The following is a 19,126-nucleotide window of genomic DNA, read 5'->3' as shown; positions in this document are numbered from 1 at the left end:
CGACGGCAGGCCACGGCGCGCGGAGCGCGGCTTCGGGATGCCGGCCGGGGGGGCCGTCTCGCGCGGCAGCGCGGCCATGTTCGAGAGGGCTCTGGCCTTGGTCTCGCCCGTGGCTGCGGCCCCGCAGGCCGGCCCCCAACGACGACCGCCTCGTGCATGAAGATCATCGCCACTGCGTCGCGGACGGCCGCCGAGAGGCTGTGCCGGCACCCTGACGAACCGCGGAGACGGACGCCGCAGGGGCGTCAGTTCTTGACGGGTTCCATGCAGAGGACGAACTTGTCCGTCTCGAGCTGCTGCGCAAGAGCGACCTCGGCCACGCCTTCGCATTTGTCGACGTCAAAGGTGTTGTCGACGACCTTGACGACCTTGTAGAGGTCGGCCACCTTCTCGGTGCAAGCCTTGCTCTCGACCTTGGGGTCGTTGTCCGGGCCGGTGACGACGACGCAGTCGCCGGCCTCCGCGTGCACCGGGGCCTCGCCCGTCAGGTGGGGAAGTCCCAGGCGCCAGAACAGTGCGACCGCGATCGCCACGGCGACGCCGAGGATCTTCTTGCCCAGACCGCTCTTCTTCTTTGCAGGCTCGGACGGTACAACGGGGGCGGCGGGCTGTTCAGGGGACTGCGGCGCGGGAGGCGTGGCCATGGAGGATTCCTTGAGGACGTGTACATGATCGAACGCGCGTACGCTATCGGCTGCCGAACGCCCAAAAGGGACTCTTCCTTGCCGTTTTCGAATCGGATATGGAGTCGTGATCCTGCTGACCCGTCAGACCGCGCCTCGGCTCCAGCACCGCCCGACGGTGCTCGCGCGCCATCGCCCGCGCAGTGGGCGGTCTCCTGGTCGCACCGCGGGTAGCGCGGCGCCGTCTTCTTCGGCTCGCTGCAGTTGTACGCGGCCACCACCCTGCCCGGCTTCTGCCGCCTGGTTGCCCACCAGGACCCGGAGGAGGGGGTGACCGTCATCGCGAAGGACCGGGACGCACCCACGTTCCTCGGCGGCGCCTCGCTCGCCTACCTGATCCACATCCAGACCAAGGACGGTGACCGCCCGCAGGACAAGGAGTGGGAGTGAATAGTGCACGCGTTCGGTGAACAGGGACCCGAGCTCGCCGAGCAGCTCGCGGCCACGGTCCGGGCCTGGAACCGCCACATCCGCGCCGACGACAACGACCAGCACGCCCATCCCGTCCTGACCGTTCACCCGGCCGGCACGCCCGATGATCTGTTGTCGGTCGGGGACGTCCTGGACCTGGACAAGGCGTCTTCCCGGCTGGTGTTCAGGTGGCCGGGCCACCACGGGTGTCTTCCAGCGCCTTCGCGGTCCGCCGACACGATGACCGCGACCGCCGGGGACGCATGATCGTCTGGTTGAACGGACCGTTCGGCGGTGGTAAGACCACCCTTGCCGTCGGGCTGTGCCACGCTCTGTCCGGCGCGACGGTCTCCGGCCCGGAGGCCGTCAAGGACCTGCTGCGCAGCACGCTCAGCGGACACCTGCCGTGCCCCGGGGACTACCAGGATCTACCGTTGTGGCAGGAGCTGCGATGACTGTCCTCAACCCCGCTTACGCCAAGGAGGACTTCACCCCGCTACGCCAGGCCGACGGCGGCTTCCAGCACCTCGTCGTGCACACCGACCCGGTGGTGCTCCAGAAGCGGATCGCGGCCAGTTGGGAGTTTGCCAAGGACGCCGAACGCGACGAAGTCGTGCGCGCCTACCACCGCCGGCGCACATCCGAGGACGAGCAGGCCGCCACCGGCTGGATGCACTCGGTCGGCCGCGTCAGTACCGTGCAGGCCCATCCTCGGCCGGCTGGATCAGGACCACGGCAGCGGCAGCGGCAGCGGCAGCGGCAGCGGCAGCGGCAGCGGTCGGGGTTACCGATGCAACGGCCCCGCGCCGATGCCCCGTGCCAGGTGCGGTCGACTCCCGCTCCGGGTCGGGTTCGGTTCGCCGCTGGTGCCCGCATCTCCGCCCGGAGGCGCCGGCCGGGCGGGGCAGTTGTTCCAACAGGTGGCGGGGGATGGCCGAGTATCCGCTCGACTGGACCCACCCCACCCCTGGAGCGGCCGCTGTACGAGGCGGTCGTTCCACCTCTCCCGGCAGGACGCGCCTCGCGTTCCGCCGCACCGAACCGGTGGAGGAGTATGCCTCCGCACGCCGAACAGCAGACGCCAAGGACGCCGCCGTCATCGCGGACGCCGCCCGGACGATGCCGCACACCCTGCGCTCGCTGGAGCTGACCGACCAGATCACCGCCGAGCTGACCGTGCTCGTCGGCTTCGACCAGGACCTGGCCGCCGAGGCCACCCGCACCTCCAACCGGATACGGGGCCTGCTCACCCAGTTCCACCCCAGCCTGGAACGCGTCCTGGGCCCGCGCCTGGACCACCAGGCCGTGACCTGGCTGCTGGAGCGCTACGGATCCCCAGCCGCCCTGCGCAAGGCCGGACGCCGCAGACTCGTCGAGCTGATCCGCCCGAAGGCCCCGCGCATGGCCACCAGGCTGATCGACGACGTCTTCAACGCGCTCGACGAGCAGACCGTCGTCGTTCCCGGGACCGGCACCCTCGACATCGTCATCCCCTCCCTGGCCGCCTCGCTGGCCGCTGTCCACACCCAGCGCCGGGCGATGGAAGCCCAGATCAACGCCCTGCTGGAGGCTCACCCTCTTTCCCCGGTCCTGACGTCGATGCCCGGCGTCGGCGTCAGGACCGCCGCCGTCCTGCTGGTCACCGTCGGCGACGGCACCAGCTTCCCCACCGCCGCCCACCTCGCCTCCTACGCCGGCCTCGCCCCCACCACGAAGCAGTCCGGGACCTCGATCCATGGCGAACACGCACCCCGAGGCGGAAACCGGCAGCTCAAACGGGCGATGTTTCTCTCCGCCTTCGCCTGCATGAACGCCGACCCGGCCTCCCGCGCCTACTACGACAAGCAACGAGCACGCGGCAAAACCCACACCCAGGCCCTCCTCCGCCTCGCCCGCCAACGCATCAGCGTCCTGTTCGCCATGCTCCGCGACGGCACCTTCTACGAATCCCGGACACCGACGGACGTCGAGCTCGCCGCTTAGCCTCAGCGAGCCCGAACCACCCGAAACCCGACACAGGTGCCTTGACGAAAGACATAGAGGCACCCCCCCCGGCGTCGGCGCTCAGACCGCCGCCCCCGGGAGCAACGGACCCGGCGGCAGCGGCCCATCGCCTGGTCACGACCGGTGGGCCGGGAATCCGCGAGACAGCGCTCCGCGACCACTCCCCAAGTTCTGCGCCCGAACCGAGCAGCGACGACAGCGCCGACTCAGGGAAGCTGCCGCCGGCCGGTGCCTCAGGCTGCCGAGAAGCGGCGGTTCAGACGGCGTGGCGGGTCGGGGACGCGATGCCGCTCGTCGGCATCAGCTCGCCCGGGGCCGCTGGAGTCCCTGCAAGAGGAGCGCGATCAGGCGTCGGGGTTCGTAGCGAGGATCGTTGTCGCGTCCGATGCAGAGATTGCCGATGCCGCGCATCAGCTCGTAGGGCTGTGTGCCGGGCCTGATCTCGTCGGCCTCGACCGCGGCATCGAGCAGTTGGGCGCAGACGGGCAGCAGGCGGTCGAGGAAGTAGGCGTGCAACGCGGCGAACCGCTCACTGTCGGATTGCAGGGCGTCGGCGAGGCCGTGCTTCGTGACCAGGAAGTCGACGAAGAGGTCGACCCATTGACGCAGTGCGTCGAGCGGGGAATCGGCGCCGGCCAGCAGGTGCGGGCCGGCTTCGGCGCATGCCTCGATCTGGTGCTGGTACACGGCGGTGACGAGGTCCGCCCGGGTCGGGAAGTGGCGGTAGACGGTGGCCATCCCCACGCCCGCCCGGGCTGCGATCTGGCGGATCGGTGCGTCGACGCCCGAGGTGACGAACACCTCGGCCGCGGCCGTGAGCACCGTCTCCCGGTTGCGCTGGGCGTCGGCCCGCTTGCCTCTGGACGGCGAACCTCCTGCGGGGCCCTCTGCGGCCATTGCGATCTCCTTCACAGCCGATTGACAAAACGGAGCAGCGCTCCGGATACTAAATGGAGCAGCGCTCCGTTTCAGGATAACCGAAGCGGGACGCCCCTGACCGCCCTCTCCGCCTGCTGACCGCACGAGTCCGGCGGACGGCAGGCGCCACCGAAAGGGAGCCCACCTCATGAGTACAGCCAGCACCGCCGACGCCCTGGCAACCGTTCCGGTCCTGTCCTTCAGCCCCGTGGTCCTGTCCGTGGCCGGACGCCCCGTAGACCTTCAGCTGCGCGTCTCCGCCCCCGCGACCGGAACGAACCTTCCGGTCATCCTCCTCTCCCACGGCCACGGCCCCTCGAACAACCTCTCCTCGCTCAACGGCTACGCACCGATCGTCAACTTCTGGGCGGCACACGGATTCGTCGTCGTCCAACCCACCCACCTCACCTCCAGCACACTGACCCGCCTGGTCGCCGACGCCCCTGGTGCACCGGACTTCTGGCGCTCCCGCGCCGAGGACATGAGCCACATCCTCGACCGGCTCGACCACGTCGAGAGCGCCGTGCCGCAACTCGCCGGACGGATCGACCCCACCAAGGTCGCCGTCGCCGGCCACTCGCTCGGCGGCTTCACCGCCGCCCTCCTGCTGGGCGCCGGACTCACCGACCCCGACACCGGCCGCTTGGTACACCTTCACGAGCCCCGGATCAAGGCGGGCGTGCTGCTCGCCCCTCCCGGCAGGGGCGGCGAGGTCTTCAACGGGCCCATGGCCCAGCAGTGGCCGGTGATCGGAGCGGTCGACTTCTCCACGATGAGCACACCGGCGCTGGTCGTCACCGGCGACAAGGACGACCCCCGGCACTTCACGGACATGGGACCGGACTGGCACGCGGACCCCTACACCCTCGCCCCCGGCCCCAAGACCCTGCTCACCCTGTTCGACGCGGAGCACGGGCTCGGCGGGATCGCCGGATACGACGCCGCCGAGACCACCGACGAGAGCCCCGAGCGCGTCGCCGCCGTTGCCCGGCTGACTTCGGCGTATCTCCGCACCCTGCTCCACCCCGGCGACGATGCCTGGCAGACCGCCTACGCGGCACTGACGACCGGAAGCGACCCGGTAGGCCGGGTCGCAGCCAAGTAGGCTCCCTGCCACCGCTTCCGGAAGCCAGGGCGAACCAGCGCTCCGACACGGCCGTCGGCCGGATGGTCACCACCAACCGTGCCTTGCGGTGGGGCCGCTACCGGCCTCGGCCTCTGCGGGTTCGCTCGCCGCCGCGCTGGGATGGTGCAGGGCTGGTGGACTGGTGGACCGCCTGATCAGCGGGCGGCCCGCTGGTCGTGAACGGCCAGTGACAGCGCCCTCATCGCGGCATGCGCGCGCCCGGCGTCCGCCCCCTCGTCCACCGCCTCCAGTGCGGCGGCCGCCGACACGCGCACCGCCTGTGGCAGACCCTCATGCGCGCAGACGCGGTAGGCAACGCCCCGCCGCGCGTCCCGTTCCTCCCCGCTGACGCCGAAAGTCGTCAGGGGGAACACCGCCGCCTGATACGTGGCGACGCTGACCAACACCGCCTCCGCGACGCCCTCCGCATACCCGTCCCCTCCCCCGACACCAGCCCCCGAGGCGGGGGCCGGGGCGGGGTCGGAGCGGAGGAAGGAGGTCACGTGGCGGCGCGAAAGGAACGAACCGAGGCCCGCCCCGAGCCCCGCCGCCACCGCGGCCAGCACGCCCAAGGCCCGCCCGCCCAGCAGCCAACCGAAACAGGCCCCGCCCGCCATCCCGCACATCACCAGCACGAACGTGATCATCAAATGGATACGGGCAACGGGCGAAGACCTCATGTCCAGCAGTATGCACACCCGCCCGGCCCGCGCTCCGACGGCGGCCGCACCCTCAAAGTCACCTCAGGTCGAAGAGCAGGTTGACCGAGTTGTAGTAGTCGGGCAGGTGCACCAACTCCGAGCCCGGACGCGGCGGGTCGGCCTTCGGCCAGTTGCGCGGGCCCAGCAGGTGGTCGGCGTAGTCGGTGCGCGGGGCCTTCGGAACGAACCAGACGCGGTACGCACTGTGCCGCGCGTCCGTCTCGAACCGCCAGAGTTGCGTCACCCGGTCCGCGCCGGCCCGGCAGGAGCGGAGGGTGACTTCGGCGAGGTTCCCGCCGGCGGTGCTTCCCTCCAGACAGGTTCCGGTGTCCGCATTGCGAAGCTGGTAGCTGTTGCCGTGGGCGGGCAGCCGCTGCCACCCCTGGTCCGCCTTCCCGGTGCACTTCTCCAGCACCACCGCGCCGCCGGAATCGTGCCCGCCCAGGCCGACGCACAGCCCCGAGGCAACGTTGACCAGAGCGGCACCGGTGCGATCCGGGGAGGGCGACGCCGAGGTCGACGCCGAGGGCGGCGTGGCGGACGCGGAGGCGGACGGGAGCTTCGTGGCGGGTGCCCGGGCGAAGTCCGCCGAGCCGATGGCCTCGATCGGGACGGCTTCGGGGAGCGGGACCCTCAGGGCTCCGGGCGTGCTGACCGCAGCCGCACCCGGACCGGCCCCGCTGTTGCCGGAGTCGGCCGGCAGCAGGACCGCCACGGTGGCCGCCGTTCCCGCCAGGGCCGTCGCAGCGGCCCACTTCACGGCTCCGGCCTTGGCTCCGACGAGCTGAGTACCGTTCAGGGTGGCTGCCGCGAGGTGTGTGCCGTTCCCGCCGAGAGCGGACAGGAAGGAGGCCGGGTTCCACAGCAGGATTCCGCCCAGCAGCAGCACACCCAGGCGGCCGTTGACGTCCCGCAGGTCACGCTGGGCCCGTGCGCACCCGTCGCACCCCTGGAGGTGACGGCCCAGGTCCCGGGTGAGGCGGGTGCCGGGGCGGCGGAGCCTGGCGGCGATCTGCCCTCCGAAGTGGCGACACTCGTCGCTTGCGCTCTGGTCCAGGTGGGCGCGCAGGTACGCCTCTCTCAGGCCCTCCCGTGCACGCGCGACCAGTGAGCCCACCCCGCCCGCCGATATCCCGAGGCGTGCCGCGGTCGCGGCCGCCGGCTCGCCCTCGACGACGGAGTGCCACAGAACGGCCTGCCAGCGCTCCGGCAGCGACTGGTACGCACGCAGGATCAGCGACCCTTCCTCCTCCGTGAAGACGGCGTCCTCGGTGTCGTGGCCCGCGGAGAGCCGGGCGGCCCATTCCTCGAAGTCGTCGGACAGTCTCGTCCGGGATGCCTCCCGCGCCCAGGTGGCCGCCAGACGGCGCACGCAGGCCAGCAGGTAGGGCCGCCAGGCGTACTCGGGCCCGGCCCCCCAGGCGACGGCCCGGTAGGTACGGGCGAAGGCCTCGGCGGCGAGGTCCTGTGCGGTGGCGAGGTCTCGGCAGCACGTGCGGGCGTAGGCGAGCACCATGGAATGGTGACGGGCGAACACCTCGTCCATCACATCGCTGACCACCGCGTCGGGCTCCGCGGTATGGCCGCGCAACAGGGCGCAGAGTTCCCCGTCGCTGAGGCTTCGAAGATGCTGCCGGCGGTCGGTGCCCGGTGTAATCAACACTCGCTCCCGTGTGGCTTGCTGGAGACCCGGGCATCAGTGCCGGGTGCACCTGTCATGAGGGTGCGACGCTGCGCCCGAGCGGAATTCGCGCAAGTGTGCACGCTGGCCGGGCTCCAGGCAAGCAGGTTCAGGACCGCCGCGAGGAGTCGGTGATCACGATCGGACCGGATGCTCCGATCGAGCCAACCAGGCCTCGTAAGGCGGCTCCTGATACGTCAAAACCTGTTATGAGGGCGCAACCAGTTCTTTTTGTAAGCGAGTTGTGGTCGGCCGTCCGGTTCTTCGGATGTCGGTCAGAACGGGAGCGGGCGTCACGGCAGTCGTTCTCCTGCGCGGCGGCGACGCCCTCCGGGCGCGCGTTTCGTTTCGTGGATTCCACCTCCTCACCGACGTTTTTGTCAGGAGGATCACAAGAACCGGAACCCCGGTGAGCGCCTCGCGGGACGCCCGGACCGGCCGCACCGCCCCGCGGTGCCGCACCCCACGGCCGTACCGCATCGGCGCGCTCACGAAAACTTCACAACCCGGCTTCAGCGTGGCCCGGTCGACGATGCACGGCGTTCCGGACCGATCTGCCTGCGCTTCCCCGCCAGGACTCCGGCCCGGCGCCAGAGGGCTTCGACTCGCGGCGCCCTCGGCGGACCGCATGCCATGGGAGCCCTCACCCCCGGCCGCGGTGTGGCTGGAATCCGTCGGGTTCGCAGAACCTGCGGAGCGCGTCGCTCCGCCGGATGCCGCGAAGAGGGGCCCAGGCAGCGGCAGCTGCGGGCAGCGCCTCCACCGGCGAGGGTGCGCAGCCGGGCCGCGCTCCCACCCTGAGCTCTTTCGGCGTGAAACCGGGCCGCCCGTCGGCCACGCTGTCGTGGCGGCAGCTGCAGCGCGGGTGGGTATCCGGCACCCTTGGACCCCCGGGCCGGTACCGCGGGCCGTGCCCGCGTCATGTGCGGCGCGTCTTTGCCCGTTCATGGCCGGCGCATGGCACGGACGTTACGCGCCCGTCGGCCCCTTGTGGGTGAGGCGGCGGGTGGGTCAACCTTGCTGCAGCGCAGCCGAGTTGACGTTCTGTCATGTGCATGCCGCCTGGCTGTCGGCAGTGGCTGCGCTCCATCCCCGAAGTGCACCGCCCATGAGGAGGACCCCCCACATGTCCGTGATGCGTCACACCCGCCGGAGGCTCGCCGGCGTCAGCGCGACCGCGGTCGCGGCCCTCGCGCTCGGCGCGGCCGCCGCCCTGCCCGCCTCGGCCGCCGACAGCGGCGCGCAGGGTGTCATCGAGAACGCAGGGGCGGCCGGGAGCGTCTCCGGCAGCTACATCGTGACCCTGAAGGATTCCGCGGCCCGCTCCACCGCCGACAGCGGCAGGGCCGTGGCCAAGCGGTACGGCGCGAAGATCGACCGGACCTACAGCGCGGCCCTCAACGGCTACTCCGTCAAGGTCTCCGAGGCGCAGGCCAGGAAACTCGCCGCCGACCCGGCCGTCCAGTCGGTCGTGCAGGACCGGGTCTTCACCGTGGACACGACCCAGCCGAACCCGCCGTCCTGGGGCCTCGACCGGATCGACCAGCGGTCCCTCCCTCTCGACAGGAGCTACACCTACCCCGACAAGGCGGGCGAGGGCGTCACCGCGTACATCATCGACACCGGAGTCCGCATCACCCACCAGGACTTCGGCGGTCGCGCCTCCTACGGCTACGACGCCATCGACAACGACAACACCGCCCAGGACGGCCACGGCCACGGCACACACGTCGCCGGCACCGTCGGCGGATCGGCCTACGGCGTGGCCAAGAAGGCCAAGATCGTCGGCGTCCGTGTCCTCGACAACAACGGTTCCGGCACGACCGCCCAGGTCGTCGCGGGCATCGACTGGGTGACCCGCAACGCCGTCAAGCCCGCCGTCGCCAACATGTCGCTCGGCGGCGGCGCCGACTCGGCACTCGACACGGCCGTCCGCAACTCCATAGCCTCCGGCATCACCTACGGTGTCGCGGCGGGCAACGAGTCGACCAACGCCTCCACCAAGTCCCCGGCACGCGTCGCCGAGGCCATCACCGTCGGCGCCACCACCAGCTCCGACGCCAGGGCGAGTTACTCCAACTACGGCAGCGTGCTGGACCTCTTCGCCCCGGGCTCCTCCATCACCTCCGCGTGGGGCACCGGCGATTCCGCCACCAACACCATCTCCGGCACCTCCATGGCCACGCCCCACGTGGTGGGGGCCGCGGCCCTGTACCTGTCGCAGAACACTTCGAGCACCCCGGCGCAGGTCCGTGACGCCCTCGTGGCGGGCGCCACTCCCAACGTGGTGTCCAGCCCCGGTTCGGGCTCCCCGAACCTGCTGCTCAACGTCGGTGGGGGTGGCACCGTCCCGCCGGGCAAGCGCTTCGAGAACACGGCCGACTACGCGATCAGCGACAACTCGACCGTCGAATCGCCCGTCACCGTCAGCGGGGTCACCGGCAACGCCCCGGCGGCGCTGACCGTCGCGGTCGACATCAAGCACACCTACATCGGCGACCTGAAGGTGGACCTGGTCGCGCCGGACGGCACCCTGTACAACCTGCACAACCGTTCGGGCGGCAGCGCGGACAACATCATCAGGAACTACACCGTCAACGCCTCCTCCGAGGTCGCCAACGGCGTGTGGAAGCTGCGGGTGAGCGACAACGCGTACCTCGACACCGGAAAGATCGACTCCTGGGCGCTGCAGTTCTGAGGCAGCACAGGCAGCGGCGCACGACTCCTGAGCCGCGATGAACAGGCGGGGGCGACCACATCGTGGTCGCCCCCGCCGCATCGTTCACGGACGCCAGGGCTCTACGAGGGGCGCAGCGGGTCCGGCCGCGAGCGACCGGCGGCCCGCGCCCCGGCCACCGGTCAGTCGCGACCGCCCCCCGCTCCGTCGAGGGCGGTGACCGTGCCGCCGCCCGCGAGGGTCGCGACCAGGGACACCGGGCCGTCGGGTCCGGACCAGGGTGCGGTGAGGGTGCGGTCGGAGGTGGCGGCGCGCACGGCTCCCGTGGCCGTGATTGCGGCGACTTGGCGGCTTCCGGCGGCCAGCAGGTACCAGCGGCCGGCCGGGGAGCGCCAGCGCAAACCCGCGAGGAGGTGCTGGCCGAACCTGCCGCAGGCGGCGGTGGACCGGGCCTTTGCCACGTCCCGGGGCGTTCCGGAAGCCAGCCGCAGGCGGACCGCGACATCGCCGGGCCCGGCCCAGCCGGAGGCCCGGGTGCAGGACCAGACCGCACGGCCCGCGCCGTCGGGCAGTTCGGCAGCCGCGAAGTCCCAGACGTTGACGGCCCGGTAGGCGCCGCCACGCAGATCACCGAGCCGACAGGCCAGCCGCGCCCAGGCCGTGCGGGCCTCGGGAGCGGTGACCTCCCGCGGCTGGCGGGCCGGGACAGCGCCGGGACCGTCCGGGAGCGGGGTGTAGGTCAGGTGTACCGGGGACAGCGCGCCGAGGTCGGTCAGGACGAAGGAGTGCTTCTCGACGATGCGGGTCGAGGAGGTGAGTTCGAGGACGGGCCAGGAGGTACAGGATCCGCCGGCCGGAGGTACCGCAGCCGGGGCGGTGACCCCGTCGGCGGCGACGGCGAGCGGGTGTCCCGTGTCGCCCGCCCGGAGCAGGTCGCGGGTGGCGGTCGTCGCGATCCAGGGGGCGAGGAGGTAGCGGGCCGACGTCCCGTCGGGGGTCCGGGACAGGGTGAGGGCGGCCGCCGTGGTGACGCCGGCGTCGTCGGTGCGGGTGACGTCGAGCGTGCGGCTGCCGCCCGTTGTCCCGGTGGCGCTTTCGCCGTAGCGCACGACGCGGTCCCCGTCGCGCATGAGCACCATCGCGCGGCCGTCCAGTTCGCCCGCGTACAGCAGTTGGGGCGGCTGCGCGGGCGGTTGGGCCGTGGTGGCGGGCGCCGTGGCGACCGGCGTCCTGCCCGGCGCGGCCCAGGTGCCCAGTGCACGGGCCAGCAGGTCGCGGTCGCCGGTCCGGCCGCCGCGGGCGGGCCAGGCGGTGAAGTCGACGCGGGCGGTGTCGGCCCAGGCCTCGGCGGGAACGCGCTGGAGCCGGGCGGGGTCCAGCGCCGTGGAGACCGCGGGCCCGGCGGCCGGCCGCACGTCGGGAGCCGGCCGCGAGCCGTGGACACAGAGCGCGGTGAGGGCCAGCGCCAGGGTGGCGAGACCGGCCCCGCAGGCCCGTGCCCTGCGGCGTCTGCGCAGCAGGTCGGTGGGGCGGGCGCTGACCACGCTGGCGTCGAACTCCGGTCGACGCAACGCCTCGAGGAGTTCCTTCCCGACGGGCAGAGCGAGGGCTTCGTGCAGGGCACCGGCCGGATCGGCCGCCCCTGCCCGGCCGAGGAGGCGTACGAGCTCGTGCTCCGGGAGGTCGTCCAGGTGGTGGAGGACGAACGCCGCACGCACCGGGGCCGGAACACCGCTGAGTGTCCGGGCGGCCTCGTCGATCCCGCCCGCGGGCGGCCACAGCCTCAGCCCCCACACGAAGGGCGGGACGGGCGGCCGGGCGATCCGGCCCCGGAGGGTGCCCGGGGGTCCCGAGGGGGTGAGGGTGGCCCGCAGGACGCGGGCGCGGACCAGCGTGAGGTGCGGGTCGGGCCGGTCCGGCCCGCCCTCTGCGGGGGCCGGTCCCGCCGGTGTGCCGGAGCGGGGCAGCGCCCGCTGCACGGCTTTGTGGGCCAGCAGGACGCGGGTGTGCCGGACCAGCGAGTCCGGGAGCGTCAGGTAGGCGAGCCGGACCAGTCGGGGGTACTGCTCGACAAGGGCCGCCTCGGCGCGCTCGACCCCGGTCGGGCCGAATCTCTGAGAGGTGCTCACGCTCGCGTCAAACGAGTGAATCCTGCGATGGTCACACGCCGCGCTCGCACACACCGCCGCCGCCGGGCAGCCCGGTCCGGGTCACTCCCCCGTCGCCGCCGTGATGTCCCACCGGGTGATGTCGCCGCTCTCCTGGGCCACGTACAGCGTGCCGTCGGGTCCGAAGGCGAGGCCGTGCGGTTCGCAGCCGGGTCCGGACAGGGCCGTTTCGGTGACCCGGCCGTCCGCGGTGACGCGGCCGATCCGTCCGGTGGCCCAGGCGGTGTACCAGCAGGCGCCGTCGGGTGCCACGGCCACCGCGTGCGGCCGGCACTGAGGGTCCGGCAGCGGGTACGCGGTGACGGCGCCGCCGGGGGCGAGCGGGTCCAGCCGGCCGATCCGGCCGGAGGCAGCCGGCGCCCTGGCACGCTTCTGGGACGACCGCTACGCGCGCTGCCGCGTCGTCGTCGACCGCGCCACCGCACGCGGGGAGCTGCCGGGCCCGGCCGACGCCCGAGCCCTGCTGGTCGCCGCCACCGCACCGCTCTACCACGAACTGCTGCTCCTACGGGCCGGCCCGGACCCGGCGCTGCCCTCCCGGTATGCGTCGGCCGCGGCAGCGGCGGGGCGTGCGGGGGCCTACCGCACAGGCCCACCGGCGAGCACCCGGTGCCACGGCTGACGCGGTCTCAGGCGCCTGACTCCGGGCCGCCGGGCGGTGCGGCCGGCGGGTTCTGCTCGGCCGGGCCGCCAGGCCGGGTGCCGCCGGTGCGGCGCAGTGCCTGCGCGCCCGCGCTGGGCGCCGTGAGGTGCTCCAGGGTTCCGGTGATCTCCAGGATGCGGTTCAGCTGTACGGTCCGGCCGTCGATGTGGAGCCCCGCGCCCGCCTGGTCGGTGCGTCGACGGACCATCAGCAGCGCCGCCAGGCCGCTGGAGTCGACGGCCGACAGCCCGGCGCAGTCCAGCCGCAGGTCCCGCAGCCCGGGATGGGCAGCGAGGAGGCGGTCGACGGCTTCGACCAGGCGGTCCGCGTGGAGGTGGTCGAGGTCGCCGCTCAGCTCGACGCGCACGGCCTCGTGCGAGGACGAGTACGTCAGGCCGAGCGGGGCGGGGGGCAGGCTCGTCATTCGGCGGTCCCGGCATCGGTGAGAGGGGTACGGGTCAGACCGGAGGCTCCGGCCCGCAGGGTGGCGACGGTGCGGGGGAAGTCCTGCAGTTCACGCTCCAGGATGCGCAGGGCGGGCAACAGCGAGGCGGCCGGCACCCCGCGGGCGTCCAGGACACCGGCGGTCCACAGCAGGAAGCCGCAGAAGAGTTCCCCGTCGCCGGTGTAGAGGGCGGCGGCCAGGAACTCGACGATGTGGGAGAGGTCCTCGGCGGTACGTTCGCGCTGCTCGTCGGTGTACCCGCCCAGGGACGCGGAGGCCTGCTCCAGCTGGTCGAAAACGGCCCGGACCAGCCGCGGGCGGCTCCGGGCGACCAGCGTGTACTCCTGGTCGCCCAGGTGCGGCAGGTCGTCGACGGCATGGTGGCCGGGCCGGGGCCGGGGCAGCGGGCCGCGGGCCAGCTCGTCGGCGGCGGCCCGTGCGTCAGGGGCCCAGGCGTCCGCGCCCAGCAGGCGTGCGTAACGGCCTTCCGGGCCGAAGGCGGCGCCGCCCACGATCACGGGGGTCCCGACGGCCTGACAGGCGGTGATGGTCGCGTGTGCGGCGGGCAGCCGGGTCGCGAGGGAGCCGGAGAGGGCCACGGCTTCGGGGCCGGTGCGGTGCAGGTGCGCGACGAGGTGGGGGGCGGGGACCTGCGCGCCGAGGTAGTCGACGTGCCAGCCCCTGATCCTCAGCACCTCGGCCAGGAGCCGGGCGGGCAGGGCGTGCCATTCGCCGTCCACGCAGGCCACCGTGACCCGGCCGCGCGTCGGTTCCGTGCGCGCGGCCGGGTGCAGGGCGACGGCGGCGACGGCGCGGTCGTTGATGGCGGTCGCGGCGTGCTCCTGGGCGACGGTGATGCGGTTCGCCGCCCACTCCCGGCCGACCTTGCCCTGTACGGCGGCGATGACGTCCAGCAGGATGTCCTCCGCCGGCGTGCCCCGGTCCAGTGCGTGCAGCAGCGTACCGACCGTGGCGGCCTCGTCGAACGCCATCACCGACTCCCAGATCCGCGCGCGGAGTTCCTCCGGCGCGGGAGCCGGAGTCCCGGCCCGGGCGGGTGTACGGGCCGGCGCGGGCGCGGGTACGGACACGGGTACGGGTACGGGGGCAGGAGTCGCGGCGGGGGCCACGCTGCGGTCGTGCGGGCTCACGCGGTGAACCGCCCGCGGGTGTGCCCGTCCACGGCGCTGAGGTGGTTGGTGCGCGGCGCCGAGATGACCACGACGGCCATGTCGTCGTGGCGGCCGGCCCCCACCCACCGGGCGGTGAGCATCTGCACGTGCTCCACCACTGCCTCGGCCGGCATCGCCGCGCACTCCGACAGGGCGCGGCGCAGCCGCTCCTCCCCGAACATCGCGCCGCCCATGGGCCCGCCCCGTGCCTCGCTGATCCCGTCGGTGTACAGCACGCAGGTGTCCCCGGGGGCCAGCGTCACAAGGGCCGTCTGCGTGGTGATCCGGGGCAGCGCGCCCACCAGCGTGCCCTTCGTACGGGCCTCCTCCACCCTGCCGTCTGAACGCAGGATCAGCGGGGCGGGGTGTCCGGCGCTCGTCAGGCTCAGCCGTACCGTATTCCCGTCCCGGGACGCGGAGGCGAGGACCATGGTGGCGAAACGGGTGTTCTCGGAGTTCAGCAGCGAGGTGTTGAGCAGGCTGAGCATCCGGTGGTGGTCGTCGGCCATCGGCAGGAGGGCGTGCAGGGTGTTGCGGATCTTGCCGGTCATCACCGCCGCCTCCAGGCCCTTGCCGCACACGTCCCCGAGGACGACGAGGGAGGGGGCCCCCTCTTCGGCGGCGGGGTGCACGTCGTAGAAGTCGCCGCCGACCCGCTCGTGGTCCTTCGAGGGCCGGTAGCCGCCGGCGTACTCCACTCCGGAAACCTGGTGGAGCGAGGGCGGCAGGAGCTCGCGCATCAGCGTGTCGGTGATCGACGCCTGTTCCGCGTAGAGCCGGGCGGCGGACATCGCGGCGCCGGCCCGGGCGGCGAACAGGCGCGCGAACAACTCCTCTCCTTCGGTGAACGCTTCGGCGCCGTCGGACCGCAGCAGGACCAGGGCACCCGCGGGCACGCCGTGGCCGGGCAGCGGCGTGATGACGATCGACCCCACGGTGTCGAGGCCGTCCGGCACGAGCCAGGCCGGCGCGGCGGACGGGTCGAGCCAGCGGGAGGGGACGGGCGGGAAGCCCTGGAGCGCCTCGGCGAGCCCCGGCACCTCCTCGGGGTCGACGACCACTCGGGACACCACGGGGCTGCCGCCGCGGACGCACGCCACGATCGGCAGCTCGCAGCCGTGCGGCGGGGCGAACACCAGGGCCGCGTCCGCGAGGTGGTCGGCCGCCATCTGCGCCGTGACGTCCATGCACCGGTCGAGGTTGAGGGACGACAGCAGGAGGTTGGAGGAGCGGACCAGGAACTCGGTGCGTTCCCGTTCCGTCCACAGGGCTTCGCGGGCCAGGCGGTGGTCGGTGTCGTCCACGAGCCACCAGACGACCGTCCCGTCGGCCCCGGGCGTCGGGTGTGCCTCGTACGAGCGGTCGCCCACCGGGCCCTTGAGGGTGCCGGCCCGGACGGACGGGCGCTGCGCGGGCAGCTGCGTGGTGCAGCGCGCGTGCGCCGACGCAAGCCATCCGGGGACCGCGTCCGCCATCGACGCGCCCGGGCGGGCGTCCGGGAAGACCAGTCCGGCGGCTTCGTTGGCGTGGAGCACGACGGCGCCGGCGTCGGCCACCAGCACCGGGTAGGGGGCCTGACTCCAGGACAGGCCCGCGGTGGGCGGGTTCGACGTCGTCTCGGTGGAAGGAACCAAACCTTGAAGGTCCGCTGCGCGGACCCCTCACCTCTTCATCGCGTTCAGCACGTCGGACGGACCTCGGAACAACTTCGGCACCGGCATCGGCGCGATAGTTGCCCTCCGGCAACCATCCTCCATGGGCCGTGCACCGTGCAACCCCGCCCGGGCCGGACGTGGGAACGAGGATTCATCCCTGGGGGGTGTTCCGATGCCGGTCCGCACGTCCTGCGGGCACCCGGTCGCCAGGCCCGCGCCCCATGTAGGAGGATGGCCCGGTGACCGGAGAGGAAGCGGCTGTCGCCACGACCACGGAACGCGACGCGCCCGTCGTCGGCCTGCGCGGCGGAGCCGACGAGGGCAAGCCCCCGCTCCTGGCCCGTGCCGCCGCCCGAGCAGCGGTGGGCGGCCTGCGGCGGACCGCCGTACGGCGGTTGTTCGAGCCGCCCGGATCCGCACCGTCGTTCGGCACGGCCGGCGGCGCGACGACCGCGACCGCATGCTGAGCGGTCCCGCCCGCTCCCGAGCGGACCGCCGCGATCCGGCCCGTGCGTCCACGGGCGGGCGGTGAGCATGATCCCACCCCCGTCGCCCGAAGCCTCCCGGGGCGCGCAGCAGCAGCGTGAGGGCACCGGCGGTCACCGGCCCGCCGCTCCGCCCGGCACCGCGGCCGCGGCCCGTGAGCAGGTCCGTCAACTGCTGCTCCGCGCCGGGGTGGACCTCGGCAGTGCCACCGCCGCGGATGCTCTGCTCGTCACGTCGGAACTGGTCACCAACGCGATCCGGCACGGTGCCGGCGTCACCGCCTTCCGGGCCGACATCGCGGACGACCTCCTGCGGCTGTCCGTCAGCGACGCCAGCCCCCGCCTGCCCGCGGCCCGTACGGGCACGGTCGAGCAGCCCGGCGGGTACGGCTGGCCGCTCGTCCAGCGTCTGACGGAACAGGTCGACTGCACCGCCCGTCCCGACGGAAAGACCATCACGACGGCCCTCCGCCTGAGCTGACCCGCTCCGGTAGGGGCCGCGGCGGCAGAAGGCAGCCGCGGCGGGCCGGCGCCCGGCTCCGGTCAGGCGGTCCTGCCGGTGAACGACTCCGGAGCCGGCAGCCGCAGCGGCTCCGCGACCGCCGCGCAGAAGGCGGCGAGCCCCGTCGCCAGGGCGGCGCGGGAGGCCTGCGGCATCGCGGCCATGGCCTCGGCCAGCACCTGCTGTCTGCGGGCGCGCAGCCGTGCAAGGTACGTCCGGCCCGCGGGCGTCAGCTGGAGCAGCACCTCACGTCGGTCGTCGCAGCCGGGATGTCGTTCGAGGAAGCCGACGGCCTGGAGGCGGTCGCAGAGCCGCGTGACGGACGGCGGGGCGGCCTCCAGCAACCTGCCGAGCTCACGCAGGTTCAGCTGGCCGTTGCCCTCCACGAGGAACAGGACCCGGGCCTGCGCGGAGGAGACGGGCTGGTCGCTGACCGTGTCCCGGCCCCGCTCCCAGACCACCTCCAACAGCTCGATCAGCTCGCTCATCTCCCCCACCGCCGACACGGCGGGCCGCGGGGAGCCGATCGACGGCTGACTCATGTGACACTCCCTACCGGACGTACGCGCAGCCTTCCCCGGCGGACCGGCGGCTCCGTCGTCCCCCATCTTGGCAGTTGCGAGGAAGACAGGTGCGGGGCCGGTGACCGAAGGCGAACACAGCGAGGGTGGCGGGAACGTGGAACGCCGGCTGCGCGAGGCGGCGCCGCACGAGCTCTTCGAGGAAGTCCGCGGTGTCCTCACCCGCGACCACGGGGCGGCCGGCGCGGAACTGCTCATGGCGGACTACGCCTGCGCCCGGCTGCAGCCGGTCACGGCACGGCCCTTCACCGTCGATTCCGTGTCGGCGTACAACAGCGCCGAGGGCCGGGCCTTCGGCGCCCAGGAGCCGCACGTGGTGTCCGGGGCGGACGGAACCACCGTCCACCTGCCGGTGAGCGTGCGCGGCGACCGGATCGGGGTCCTGAGCGTCCGCTACCCGGCCGGAGTCCGGGTCGGCGCACTGCTCGGACCGCTGCAGGACGTGGCGGACGCGCTGGCCCACGAGATCGTCGTCGCCGACCGCGACACCGACTTCTTCCTCCAGGCGCGCCGGGCGAGGCGGCTCACCCTGGCCGCCGAGATGCAGTGGCAGCTGCTACCCGGGCGCTCCTGCTCGCGGCCCGAGTACGACCTCGGGGCCCAGCTGGAGCCCGCGTACGCCATCCACGGCGACAGCTTCGACTGGTCGGCCTCCGCCGACCACCTGACGCTGACCGTCAACAACGGCATGGGTGAGGGCATCGACGCCGCTCTGCTGACCAGTCTCGCCGTCAGCGCCCTGCGCAACGCCCGGCGGGCCGGACTCGGCCTCGCCGACCAGGCGGCGCTGGCGGACCAGGCCCTCTACGGCCAGTACCAGGGGCGGCTGCACCTGGCGATGCTGCTGCTCCGCTTCGACCTGGACACCGGCGAGGCCGAGGTGATCGACGCCGGGTCGCCCCGGATCTGGCGGCTGCGCGGGGGCACGCTGGAACCCTTCGGGCTGGAGGCGCAGCTGCCGCTCGGGATGTTCGAGGACACGGTCTACACCTGCCAGCGCTTCCGGATCCTGCCCGGGGACCGGCTGTTCTTCCTGAGCGACGGCGTCTACGACGTCCTTTCCCCGGCGGGCGAGCGCTACGGGCTGCATGCCCTGGCCCGGGCGGTCGCGAGCACCCGGCTACTGCCTCCCTCGCAGGTGCCCCGCGCGCTGCTGGAGGAACTGCCCGGTTTCCGGGGCGGTGTGGACGCGACCGACGACGCGATGGTCGTCTGCCTGGACTGGCACGGCAGGCCGGGTACGCAGCCCGGCGGCGTCGAGCGGTAGGCGCGGC

At 73.0% G+C, this 19,126-nt stretch carries 20 protein-coding genes and 1 pseudogene; 10 read left to right on the top strand and 11 right to left on the bottom strand.

Annotated features, from left to right (window positions below):
* Positions 1-245: 245 nt before the first annotated feature.
* Positions 246-644: an LppU/SCO3897 family protein gene (locus AW27_RS33325; RefSeq protein ID WP_037922685.1), complete on the bottom strand. Its 399-nt coding sequence runs from the start codon at positions 642-644 to the stop codon at positions 246-248.
* Positions 645-887: 243 nt separating this feature from the next.
* Between AW27_RS33325 and AW27_RS33320 the strand changes: the two genes are divergently transcribed.
* The 3 genes from AW27_RS33320 to AW27_RS33310 are packed head-to-tail and all read left to right on the top strand — an operon-like array spanning position 888 to position 1,549.
* Entirely contained in the window at positions 888-1,073 is a 186-nt protein-coding gene (locus AW27_RS33320) for a hypothetical protein (protein WP_037922683.1), read from the top strand.
* Between the two features lie 3 nt (positions 1,074-1,076).
* Positions 1,077-1,361 (top strand): hypothetical protein, encoded by a 285-nt coding sequence (locus AW27_RS33315; protein WP_037922675.1) that lies wholly within the window; start codon positions 1,077-1,079, stop codon positions 1,359-1,361.
* Between the two features lie 8 nt (positions 1,362-1,369).
* Positions 1,370-1,549 (top strand): hypothetical protein, encoded by a 180-nt coding sequence (locus AW27_RS33310; RefSeq protein WP_157840264.1) that lies wholly within the window; start codon positions 1,370-1,372, stop codon positions 1,547-1,549.
* A 41-nt stretch (positions 1,550-1,590) separates the two neighbouring features.
* Here AW27_RS33310 and AW27_RS33305 read toward each other — a convergent pair whose 3' ends face one another.
* Positions 1,591-1,803 carry a hypothetical protein gene (locus AW27_RS33305; protein WP_157840263.1) on the bottom strand — a complete coding sequence of 71 codons (213 nt, stop codon included), beginning with the start codon at positions 1,801-1,803 and terminating at the stop codon, positions 1,591-1,593.
* A gap of 365 nt (positions 1,804-2,168) precedes the next feature.
* Between AW27_RS33305 and AW27_RS33300 the strand changes: the two are divergent.
* Positions 2,169-3,077 (top strand): annotated as a pseudogene (locus tag AW27_RS33300) (IS110 family RNA-guided transposase); the annotation flags it as partial.
* A 321-nt stretch (positions 3,078-3,398) separates the two neighbouring features.
* Here the strand turns inward: AW27_RS33300 and AW27_RS33295 are convergent.
* Positions 3,399-3,995: a TetR/AcrR family transcriptional regulator gene (locus tag AW27_RS33295; RefSeq protein ID WP_037922672.1), complete on the bottom strand. Its 597-nt coding sequence runs from the start codon at positions 3,993-3,995 to the stop codon at positions 3,399-3,401.
* A 169-nt stretch (positions 3,996-4,164) separates the two neighbouring features.
* Here AW27_RS33295 and AW27_RS33290 point away from each other — a divergent pair, with 169 nt between their 5' ends.
* The gene (locus AW27_RS33290; RefSeq protein ID WP_037922670.1) at positions 4,165-5,121 is read left to right on the top strand and encodes an alpha/beta hydrolase family protein; all 957 of its coding nucleotides are present in this window, start codon (positions 4,165-4,167) and stop codon (positions 5,119-5,121) included.
* 176 nt (positions 5,122-5,297) lie between these two features.
* Here the strand turns inward: AW27_RS33290 and AW27_RS33285 are convergent, their stop codons facing one another.
* Both AW27_RS33285 and AW27_RS33280 read right to left on the bottom strand, forming a co-directional pair.
* Complete coding sequence (locus AW27_RS33285) at positions 5,298-5,822, bottom strand: hypothetical protein (protein ID WP_037923170.1); 525 nt, start codon at positions 5,820-5,822, stop codon at positions 5,298-5,300.
* 58 nt (positions 5,823-5,880) lie between these two features.
* The gene (locus tag AW27_RS33280; RefSeq protein ID WP_157840262.1) at positions 5,881-7,434 is read right to left on the bottom strand and encodes a sigma-70 family RNA polymerase sigma factor; all 1,554 of its coding nucleotides are present in this window, start codon (positions 7,432-7,434) and stop codon (positions 5,881-5,883) included.
* A gap of 1,216 nt (positions 7,435-8,650) precedes the next feature.
* Between AW27_RS33280 and AW27_RS33275 the strand changes: the two genes are divergently transcribed.
* A complete protein-coding gene (locus AW27_RS33275) occupies positions 8,651-10,222 on the top strand; it encodes a S8 family peptidase (RefSeq protein ID WP_037922668.1) in 1,572 nt (523 codons plus the stop codon).
* 161 nt (positions 10,223-10,383) lie between these two features.
* On the opposite strand, the gene AW27_RS33270 is transcribed toward AW27_RS33275, so the two are convergent.
* A complete protein-coding gene (locus AW27_RS33270; RefSeq protein ID WP_037922666.1) occupies positions 10,384-12,330 on the bottom strand; it encodes a hypothetical protein in 1,947 nt (648 codons plus the stop codon).
* A gap of 81 nt (positions 12,331-12,411) precedes the next feature.
* Entirely contained in the window at positions 12,412-12,699 is a 288-nt protein-coding gene (locus tag AW27_RS33265; RefSeq protein ID WP_483316556.1) for a virginiamycin B lyase family protein, read from the bottom strand.
* On the opposite strand from AW27_RS33265, the gene AW27_RS33260 reads away from it, so the two are divergent.
* Positions 12,668-12,991: a TetR-like C-terminal domain-containing protein gene (locus AW27_RS33260; RefSeq protein ID WP_052030735.1), complete on the top strand. Its 324-nt coding sequence runs from the start codon at positions 12,668-12,670 to the stop codon at positions 12,989-12,991. The two genes, AW27_RS33265 and AW27_RS33260, sit on opposite strands and share 32 nt — an antisense overlap.
* Positions 12,992-12,998: 7 nt before the next feature.
* Here AW27_RS33260 and AW27_RS33255 read toward each other — a convergent pair whose 3' ends face one another.
* The 3 genes from AW27_RS33255 to AW27_RS33245 all read right to left on the bottom strand — a co-directional run bounded on the left by AW27_RS33255 (position 12,999) and on the right by AW27_RS33245 (position 16,104).
* Positions 12,999-13,436, bottom strand: a complete 438-nt coding sequence (locus AW27_RS33255; RefSeq protein ID WP_172671338.1) for an STAS domain-containing protein — start codon at positions 13,434-13,436, stop codon at positions 12,999-13,001.
* Positions 13,433-14,464 carry a cobalamin B12-binding domain-containing protein gene (locus AW27_RS33250; RefSeq protein WP_269084562.1) on the bottom strand — a complete coding sequence of 344 codons (1,032 nt, stop codon included), beginning with the start codon at positions 14,462-14,464 and terminating at the stop codon, positions 13,433-13,435. Before AW27_RS33250 ends, AW27_RS33255 begins: the two co-directional genes overlap by 4 nt.
* A gap of 140 nt (positions 14,465-14,604) precedes the next feature.
* Complete coding sequence (locus AW27_RS33245) at positions 14,605-16,104, bottom strand: PP2C family protein-serine/threonine phosphatase (RefSeq protein WP_078556598.1); 1,500 nt, start codon at positions 16,102-16,104, stop codon at positions 14,605-14,607.
* A 419-nt stretch (positions 16,105-16,523) separates the two neighbouring features.
* Here AW27_RS33245 and AW27_RS33240 point away from each other — a divergent pair, with 419 nt between their 5' ends.
* Together AW27_RS33240 and AW27_RS33235 are read left to right on the top strand one after the other, a co-directional pair.
* Positions 16,524-16,751, top strand: coding sequence for a hypothetical protein (locus AW27_RS33240; protein WP_037922664.1), 228 nt, complete (start codon positions 16,524-16,526; stop codon positions 16,749-16,751).
* Between the two features lie 67 nt (positions 16,752-16,818).
* Positions 16,819-17,250 (top strand): ATP-binding protein, encoded by a 432-nt coding sequence (locus AW27_RS33235; protein ID WP_037922660.1) that lies wholly within the window; start codon positions 16,819-16,821, stop codon positions 17,248-17,250.
* Positions 17,251-17,312: 62 nt separating this feature from the next.
* Here AW27_RS33235 and AW27_RS33230 read toward each other — a convergent pair whose 3' ends face one another.
* On the bottom strand, positions 17,313-17,813 hold the full coding sequence (locus AW27_RS33230; protein ID WP_052030733.1) for a MarR family winged helix-turn-helix transcriptional regulator: 501 nt from the start codon (positions 17,811-17,813) through the stop codon (positions 17,313-17,315).
* A 100-nt stretch (positions 17,814-17,913) separates the two neighbouring features.
* Here AW27_RS33230 and AW27_RS33225 point away from each other — a divergent pair, with 100 nt between their 5' ends.
* Positions 17,914-19,119, top strand: coding sequence for a PP2C family protein-serine/threonine phosphatase (locus tag AW27_RS33225; RefSeq protein WP_236647666.1), 1,206 nt, complete (start codon positions 17,914-17,916; stop codon positions 19,117-19,119).
* The last annotated feature ends 7 nt before the right edge of the window (positions 19,120-19,126 follow it).

Source organism: Streptomyces sp. PCS3-D2, from assembly GCF_000612545.2.
In the GTDB taxonomy this organism is placed as follows: Bacteria; Actinomycetota; Actinomycetes; order Streptomycetales; family Streptomycetaceae; genus Streptomyces.
The sequence above is the reverse complement of the archived record's forward strand: the minus strand, read 5'-3'. Positions and strand labels throughout refer to the sequence as shown.

What these genes read in the sequence shown, in the direction of transcription:
- AW27_RS33325 (WP_037922685.1), bottom strand. Translation starts at nt 644, where the DNA reads ATGGCCACGCCTCCCGCGCCGCAGTCCCCTGAACAGCCCGCCGCCCCC.
- AW27_RS33305 (WP_157840263.1), bottom strand. Translation starts at nt 1,803, where the DNA reads ATGGGCCTGCACGGTACTGACGCGGCCGACCGAGTGCATCCAGCCGGT.
- AW27_RS33295 (WP_037922672.1), bottom strand. Translation starts at nt 3,995, where the DNA reads ATGGCCGCAGAGGGCCCCGCAGGAGGTTCGCCGTCCAGAGGCAAGCGG.
- AW27_RS33290 (WP_037922670.1), top strand. Translation starts at nt 4,165, where the DNA reads ATGAGTACAGCCAGCACCGCCGACGCCCTGGCAACCGTTCCGGTCCTG.
- AW27_RS33285 (WP_037923170.1), bottom strand. Translation starts at nt 5,822, where the DNA reads ATGAGGTCTTCGCCCGTTGCCCGTATCCATTTGATGATCACGTTCGTG.
- AW27_RS33275 (WP_037922668.1), top strand. Translation starts at nt 8,651, where the DNA reads ATGTCCGTGATGCGTCACACCCGCCGGAGGCTCGCCGGCGTCAGCGCG.
- AW27_RS33255 (WP_172671338.1), bottom strand. Translation starts at nt 13,436, where the DNA reads ATGACGAGCCTGCCCCCCGCCCCGCTCGGCCTGACGTACTCGTCCTCG.
- AW27_RS33245 (WP_078556598.1), bottom strand. Translation starts at nt 16,104, where the DNA reads ATGGCGGACGCGGTCCCCGGATGGCTTGCGTCGGCGCACGCGCGCTGC.
- AW27_RS33235 (WP_037922660.1), top strand. Translation starts at nt 16,819, where the DNA reads ATGATCCCACCCCCGTCGCCCGAAGCCTCCCGGGGCGCGCAGCAGCAG.
- AW27_RS33230 (WP_052030733.1), bottom strand. Translation starts at nt 17,813, where the DNA reads ATGAGTCAGCCGTCGATCGGCTCCCCGCGGCCCGCCGTGTCGGCGGTG.